Annotated in this window: 8 protein-coding genes and 1 pseudogene; 4 read left to right on the top strand and 5 right to left on the bottom strand. The window is 65.0% G+C overall.

Annotated features, from left to right (window positions below; translation table 11 throughout):
• The first annotated feature begins 111 nt into the window (after positions 1-111).
• The 3 genes from A2J03_RS30060 to A2J03_RS18620 are packed head-to-tail and all read left to right on the top strand — an operon-like array spanning position 112 to position 1756.
• Positions 112-312, top strand: coding sequence for a LamB/YcsF family protein (locus A2J03_RS30060; RefSeq protein ID WP_231912604.1), 201 nt, complete (start codon positions 112-114; stop codon positions 310-312).
• Positions 312-914, top strand: a complete 603-nt coding sequence (locus tag A2J03_RS18625; protein ID WP_068376851.1) for a 5-oxoprolinase subunit B family protein — start codon at positions 312-314, stop codon at positions 912-914. Before A2J03_RS30060 ends, A2J03_RS18625 begins: the two co-directional genes overlap by 1 nt.
• Positions 911-1756: a biotin-dependent carboxyltransferase family protein gene (locus A2J03_RS18620; RefSeq protein ID WP_068376848.1), complete on the top strand. Its 846-nt coding sequence runs from the start codon at positions 911-913 to the stop codon at positions 1754-1756. The genes A2J03_RS18625 and A2J03_RS18620 overlap by 4 nt, the downstream gene beginning before the upstream one ends.
• Before the next feature lie 96 nt (positions 1757-1852).
• Here the strand turns inward: A2J03_RS18620 and rlmB are convergent, their stop codons facing one another.
• The 5 genes from rlmB to carD are packed head-to-tail and all read right to left on the bottom strand — an operon-like array spanning position 1853 to position 5905.
• Positions 1853-2830, bottom strand: coding sequence for a 23S rRNA (guanosine(2251)-2'-O)-methyltransferase RlmB (rlmB, locus tag A2J03_RS18615; protein WP_068376846.1), 978 nt, complete (start codon positions 2828-2830; stop codon positions 1853-1855).
• The gene (cysS, locus tag A2J03_RS18610) at positions 2830-4245 is read right to left on the bottom strand and encodes a cysteine--tRNA ligase (RefSeq protein WP_068376843.1); all 1416 of its coding nucleotides are present in this window, start codon (positions 4243-4245) and stop codon (positions 2830-2832) included. The genes rlmB and cysS overlap by 1 nt, the downstream gene beginning before the upstream one ends.
• Positions 4246-4268: 23 nt before the next feature.
• On the bottom strand, positions 4269-4733 hold the full coding sequence (ispF, locus tag A2J03_RS18605; RefSeq protein ID WP_068376840.1) for a 2-C-methyl-D-erythritol 2,4-cyclodiphosphate synthase: 465 nt from the start codon (positions 4731-4733) through the stop codon (positions 4269-4271).
• Entirely contained in the window at positions 4730-5413 is a 684-nt protein-coding gene (gene ispD / locus A2J03_RS18600) for a 2-C-methyl-D-erythritol 4-phosphate cytidylyltransferase (RefSeq protein WP_068376837.1), read from the bottom strand. The genes ispF and ispD overlap by 4 nt, the downstream gene beginning before the upstream one ends.
• 3 nt (positions 5414-5416) lie before the next feature.
• Positions 5417-5905, bottom strand: coding sequence for an RNA polymerase-binding transcription factor CarD (gene carD / locus A2J03_RS18595; RefSeq protein ID WP_068376833.1), 489 nt, complete (start codon positions 5903-5905; stop codon positions 5417-5419).
• A gap of 377 nt (positions 5906-6282) precedes the next feature.
• Here carD and A2J03_RS18590 point away from each other — a divergent pair.
• Positions 6283-6826: pseudogene (locus A2J03_RS18590) on the top strand (hypothetical protein); the annotation flags it as partial.

Here is a 6826-nt window from a genome sequence, read left to right as displayed (position 1 = left end):
ATACTCCGCATTCTTCAACGCGCACTTGCCATCTGGATCGGAACCTGCCCGCACTGCCACCACAGATTCCCAACCTAACAAAGTACTACTAGGCGATGCGCAGGCGCGGTACTGTCCGATCCGTCGACGGTCGCCGACCGCGTACTTCGGCTGGTTCGGGACGGCACCATCGAGGCGATCGACGGTTCGACGATCGGCATCGATGCCGAGTCGGTGTGCGTGCACGGGGATTCTCCGGGGGCGGTCGAGATGGCGTTTGCGGTACGGAAAGTACTGTCCGACAACGACATCGATGCCATAGCGTTCGTCTGATGATCGTCCATGACGCCGGGGACCGCGCACTTCTCGTCGAATTTCCGGATCTGACCGAAACGATGGCCTTCTACCGCGCGCTCATCGACGATACAATCGAGGACGTCGAGGATCTGGTCCCGGCAGCACGTACAGTCCTCGTGCGGCACAACGGAAATCGCGATCGAGTACTCACGTGGGTGCGCGACACAGAACCGGCCGAAGCCCCCACGGAGTCGACTGCCGAACCCGTCGTCATATCGGTGAGATACGACGGTGAGGATCTCCACGACGTCGCCGACGCTACTGGCCTGAGCGTGGCCGACGTGATCAGCGCGCACACGGAACAGACCTGGACGGTCGCGTTCGGCGGATTCGCACCCGGATTCGGCTATCTCGTCGGCACCGATGCACGCCTACAGGTTCCGCGTCGCACCACACCTCGCACGACGGTGCCTGCCGGCGCAGTCGGTCTCGCGGGGGAGTTCTCCGGCATCTATCCGCGCAGCTCACCCGGCGGCTGGCAGCTGATCGGAAGCACAGACGCACCTCTGTGGGACGCACAACGCGACCCTCCCGCCTTGCTGCAGCCGGGGGCCACGGTTCGGTTCGAAAGACGATGAGCTCACTGCACGTTCTTGCGTCGGGACCGCTGTGCACCGTGCAGGACCGAGGAAGGCCAGGGCACTCCGCGATCGGCGTCGGCCGGAGTGGCGCAGCCGACGTTCGCGCACACGATGCTGCAAACCGTCTGGTTGGCAATGGAATTGGATGCGCAACCTTGGAATCGACTCTCGGCGGCCTCCGAATCCGCGCGCACGGACGCGTCGTCGCGGCAGTGACCGGCGCACCGAGCCCAGTCACGGTCAACGGCGTCGCCGACGGCATGTACTGCACGATCGTCCTGTCCGACGGCGACGAATTGTTCATCGGCACTTCGGTGTCCGGGCTGCGGACATATCTGGCGGTTCGAGGTGGCATCGGCGTCGAACCCGTACTGGGAAGCAGGTCCACGGACACCATGTCCGGGCTCGGCCCAGCGCCCGTCGCGGTGAGCGACAACTACCCGGTGGGCGACGGGTCCTCCGAGTGGCCTGCCGAACACTGGGCACTCCCACCGGAGCGTTCGGACGCCATTCGCGTCATCCTCGGACCCCGCGCCGACTGGTTCACCGATCCCGCGAGTCTGTTCACCCAGGACTGGGTGGTCACTTCGGACGCCGACCGCGTCGGGGTGCGACTCGCCGGCGAAACTCCGTTGAAGCGAACGAGTTCCAAGGAATTGCCGAGCGAGGGAATGGTCGTCGGCGCGCTGCAAGTCCCCCCGGACGGCATGCCTGTTGCGTTCCTTGCCGACCATCCCGTCACCGGTGGCTACCCGGTCATCGGGGTGGTGCACAGCTCCGACATACCGGTGCTGGGCCAGTTGCGACCGGGAGATTCCGTGCGCTTCACCGAAATGTAGCGCGTTCGCCCAGCGCAACGGGCGTCCCGCCCAGTGGCGTGGTTAAGCGCCCGCCAGGGCACTTAACCACGCCACTGGCGGCGGAGCCGCCAGGAATCAGCGCCTGCGCTGCCTCGCGATATCCGCCAGCACTACCCCTGCTGCCACCGAAGCGTTCAGCGATTCCACCGGACCCGCCATGGGGATCGACAGGATCGAATCGCACGTTTCTCGGACCAGGCGGGATAGTCCCTTGCCCTCGGACCCGACGACGACCGCCACCGGCCCACTGCCGTCGAACTCGTCGAGCGTGGTGTCACCCTCCGCGTCGAGACCCACGATGGTGACGCCCTTGGTCTGCCAATCCTTCAGCGTGCGAGTCAGATTGGTTGCTCTGGCGACGGGGAGCCGGGCAGCAGCACCGGCACTCGTACGCCATGCCACGGCCGACACACTGGCGCTACGACGCTGTGGGATCACGACGCCATGGCCACCGAACGCGGCGACCGACCGTACGACGGCACCGAGATTGCGCGGATCGGTGATGTTGTCGAGTGCGACCAGGAGCGCTGGCTCCTGGTGAGTACGTGCAGCGCTGATCAGGTCGTCGGGGTGCGCGTAGCGGTACGGCGGCACCTGCAGAGCCAGACCCTGGTGGAGTCCGTTGGCGCTGAGCTTGTCCAGGTCCGACCGCGGAACTTCGAGGATCGAGATGCCCGCGTCGGCTGCACGCTGGACGCTTTCCTTGAGTCGCTCGTCACTGTCGGTACCTACGGCCACCCACAGCGCCGTCGCGGGAACACCCGCGCGCAGGCACTCCACGACAGGGTTGCGACCGAGTACGACCTCCGGTGCGTCGTCGTTCTTGCGGCTCGCGACGCGCCCGCCGCCCTGCCTACCACCGCTCTGATTCTGTGCGGACTTCTCCGCCATCTTCGCGCGACGTGATGCGGGATGCTTGGTCCTGGCCTCGGCCGGTGGCGTCGCGCCGCGTCCTTCGAGACCCCTGCGGCGGTTGCCGCCGGAGCCGGCGACCTGCCCCTTCTTGGTGCCGGTCTTTCGAACTGCGCCGCGCCTACTGGAATTGCCTGCCATCACTGCCCTGCTTCGTCGGTACTACTGGTTGCCCCGACGGACCAAACGGGTCCGTTGGGGGTGTCTGTCACGTCTACTCCGGCCTTCGCGAGGCGATCCCTGATCGCATCCGCCGTCGGCCAGTCCCTGTCGATCTTCGCTTGCGCTCTGCGTTGCAACTCGGCGTCGACCAACACACCGAGTGCGCCGACGACAGCGTCGTTGTCACCGGAGTCGGCAGCCCAGTGCGGATCGAGCGGATCGACGCCGAGTATCGAGAGCATCGCCCGAACTTTCGACGCCCATTCGACGGCGCCGGTCAGATCGCCGCTTTCGAGTGCGTTGTTGCCTGCCTTGACGGTCGCGTGCACGGCAGCGAGAGCCTTCGGCACCCCGAGATCGTCGTTCAGGGCATCGGCGAAGTCGTCGGTCCACGTACCGAGGGGAACCTCGCCCGCGCGTTCGACGGTTCGCTTCACGAAGCCTTCGATCCCACGGTACGTCACGGCTGCGGTCTCCAGTGCGGTGTCGGAGTACTCGAGCATCGACCGATAGTGCGCACTGCCGAGATAGTATCGAAGCTCTTGTGGGCGAACGCTTTTGAGCACGTTGGGCACTGAGAGAACGTTGCCGAGCGACTTCGACATTTTCTCACCGCCCATGGTGACCCACCCGTTGTGCAGCCAATAGCGACTGAACCCGTCACCGGCCGCTTTACTCTGGGCGCGTTCGTTCTCGTGGTGCGGGAACACCAGATCCAGACCACCACAATGAATGTCGAAGTCGGGACCGAGGTACGCCTTGCACATGGCGGAGCATTCGAGGTGCCAGCCCGGTCGTCCACGCCCCCACGGCGTAGGCCACGACGGCTCCCCGGGCTTTGCCGCTTTCCACAGGGTGAAGTCGCGCGGATCGCGCTTGCCCAATGCTGCGCTCTCGCCCTGATGCACGTCGTCGAGCTTGTGGCCCGACAGTGCGCCGTAGTCCGGGAAACTCACGACGTCGAAGTAGACGTCGCCTTCTGCGGCGTAAGCATGACCCGATTCGATGAGCTGTTCGATGAGCTCGACCATCTGCGTGACGTGGCCGGTTGCGCGAGGCTCGGCCGACGGCGGGAGGACCGCGAGCTTGTCGTACGCCCACGTGAACGAGCGCTCGTACGTCGCGGCCCATTCCCACCACGGGCGTCCCGCGTCGCGGGCCTTGTTCAGAATCTTGTCGTCGATGTCGGTCACGTTGCGGATGAATGCGACGTCGTAGTCCTGCGCGCTCAGCCAGCGCCTCAGGACGTCGAACGCGACTCCGCTTCGCACGTGGCCGATGTGCGGCTCACCCTGCACCGTTGCCCCACACAGATACACCGATACATGGCCAGGGACCAAGGGGGAAAACTCCCGCAGGGCCCTCGTCTCGGTGTCGTACAAGTGAAGGGTCACGACCAGCAATGCTACCGGTGCTTTTACTCCGTCATGACAAGAGCAGTCGCGACAGCCGCGATTCCCTCGCCTCGGCCGGTCAATCCCAGACCGTCGGTCGTCGTTGCAGACACCGAAACCGGTGCACCGAGCACCGTCGACAGCGCTTCCTGCGCTTCGATCCGCCGTGGTCCTATCTTGGGGCGATTACCGATGATTTGCACCGCTGCGTTGCCGATGGTGAACCCGTTCTCGGACAGCAATCGGCGCACCTCGGTCAGCATGGCCGCCCCGCTGACGCCATCCCATTCGGGCCGTCCCGTACCGAACACGGACCCCAGGTCACCGAGGCCGGCCGCGGACAGCAGAGCGTCACACAGCGCATGTGAGGCGACGTCACCGTCCGAGTGGCCTTCCAGCCCGTCACTGTCCTCGAACAGCAGTCCCGCCAGCCAGCATGGCCGGCCTGGCGCGATGGGATGGACGTCGGTGCCGATTCCGACCCTCATGTGCCCTCCCTGGCAATGATGGCCTCCGCAAGCAGGAGATCGTGAGGCGTGGTGATCTTGAAAGCGAGTGCTTCGCCGACGATGGTGTGCACCGTCACGCCGAGACGTTCGACCAGACCGGCGTCGTCGGTAGCGGAGTCGGATGCGGCGTCGTACGCGCGCCGCAGCAGGTCCGCACGGAAACCCTGCGGCGTCTGAATTGCGCGCAGGGTGCTTCGATCGGGCGTCCCGACGACGGCGCCCATGAAGTCGACGGCTTTGACCGTGTCGGTGACAGGAAGGGCCGGTACGACGGCGCCGCGTCCGGCCTGGACTTCGGCAACGACGCGTGCCACGAGCGACGGCGGAGTGAGTGCGCGAGCGGCGTCATGGACGAGCACGATGCCCGCGTCTTCGGCAGCGACCAGGCCCAGTCGAACCGAACCGGTCCGCTCGGATGCGCCCTCGACGACGGTCACATCGGATCCCAGGAGATCACACGTGTGCTGCACCAGCTCGGCGGGCGCGATGACAACGATTCGGTCGACGGCGCCCGATTCGATCAGGCCGTCGACCGAACGCTGCAGGAGGGATCGGTTCCCGATTTCGACGAAGGCCTTCGGTTCCCCACGTTGGAGGCGAAGACCTCGGCCCGCCGCCGGAACGAGCGCGACGACGGGACCTGAATTGGAACGTGCCACCGCTCAGGAAGCGGCAGCGAGAACTTCGTCGAGAATCGTGTCGGCCTTGGCCTCATCGGTTCCCTCGGCCAGCGCCAGTTCACCGACGAGGATCTGACGTGCCTTGGCAAGCATGCGCTTCTCGCCTGCCGACAGACCGCGATCCTGTTCACGACGCCACAGGTCACGAACGACCTCGGCGACCTTGTTGACGTCACCGGAAGCAAGCTTCTCCAGGTTCGCCTTGTACCGGCGAGACCAGTTGGTGGGCTCCTCGGTGTGTGGTGCGCGAAGCACCTGGAAGACCTTGTCCAGACCCTCTTGTCCGACCACATCGCGAACGCCTACGTACTCGGCGTTGTCTGCGGGAACTCGAACGGTGAGGTCGCCTTGTGCGACTTTGAGAACTAGGTACTCTCGTGGTTCACCCTTGATGGTGCGGGTTTCTATCGCTTCGATCAGCGCCGCTCCGTGATGGGGGTAAACGACGGTGTCTCCGACCTTGAAAATCATGTGTCCCGTGCCCCTTTCGATTTTCCCAGTTTACCACGCGCTCAGATCAACGGCGCAGGTCAGGGGCGCCGAGCCGTCTCCGATGGGGTTGACACCGACGTCGGAACGTGTATCCGACGGGTCTGCGAATGGCGTTCCACGCTGTGGCGGAGGCAACACGAAACGCCGGTCAACACGCCGATGAGCGTCTGCGAACCGCGTCACTCGGCGCCCGCGAACCAAGTTGTCGAGAACACAATCGGAAACCTCTTTACGCCCCAGCGATCCGCTGTCGCGAGTTGACTACTACTCTGCCTAGTGGACATGACGGATCGGCTGACCGACGCAGCCGCATCGCCCGCGCCCACTACACCGGCCACAACTGTAAGGACGACGACGTGACTGCGTTCATTGCTGCGACTGCGAACCGAAAGACCCGTCGATTGGCATCGGCACTGGCCATCGCTGCGGGCGGTGTGTTGGCACTGAGTTCCTGCAGTGCCGGGCAGATTTCCCAGACGGCCACCCAGGTCGCTGCGGTCAACGGAAACTTCGCCGATGTCGGTGACATCTCGCTGCGCAACGTCCACGTCGTGTACCCGCAGAGCGAGGAGTACTCCATCGAACCGGGCGGCAAGGTCGAGCTCGGATTCATCGCCATCAACAACAACTCGGCGAACTCGGACACCCTCACCCGCATCTCCACCACTGCCGCGTCGTCGATCACCGTGGGTGAGGAGCCCGGCGGCACCTAGATCGCTCCACTGACCGCGCTCGGCGCGGGCGCACCGGTCGACAACGCAGCCGTGAATCCGGACATCCCGCTGCAGTTCGTCGTCGTGGAACTCAACGGCATCGGCGAAGAGGTCCGTCCCGGGCTCACCGTTCCGATCACCTTCACGTTCGAAGAAGCCGGAGACGTCGAACTGCTGGTACCGGTCG

This window comes from Rhodococcus sp. EPR-157 (assembly GCF_001647195.1).
Lineage (GTDB): Bacteria > Actinomycetota > Actinomycetes > Mycobacteriales > Mycobacteriaceae > Rhodococcoides.
The sequence above is the reverse complement of the archived record's forward strand: the minus strand, read 5'-3'. Positions and strand labels throughout refer to the sequence as shown.

What these genes read in the sequence shown, in the direction of transcription:
- A2J03_RS18620 (WP_068376848.1), top strand. Translation starts at nt 911, where the DNA reads ATGAGCTCACTGCACGTTCTTGCGTCGGGACCGCTGTGCACCGTGCAG.
- rlmB (WP_068376846.1), bottom strand. Translation starts at nt 2,830, where the DNA reads ATGGCAGGCAATTCCAGTAGGCGCGGCGCAGTTCGAAAGACCGGCACC.
- ispF (WP_068376840.1), bottom strand. Translation starts at nt 4,733, where the DNA reads ATGAGGGTCGGAATCGGCACCGACGTCCATCCCATCGCGCCAGGCCGG.
- carD (WP_068376833.1), bottom strand. Translation starts at nt 5,905, where the DNA reads ATGATTTTCAAGGTCGGAGACACCGTCGTTTACCCCCATCACGGAGCG.
- A2J03_RS18625 (WP_068376851.1), top strand. Translation starts at nt 312, where the DNA reads ATGATCGTCCATGACGCCGGGGACCGCGCACTTCTCGTCGAATTTCCG.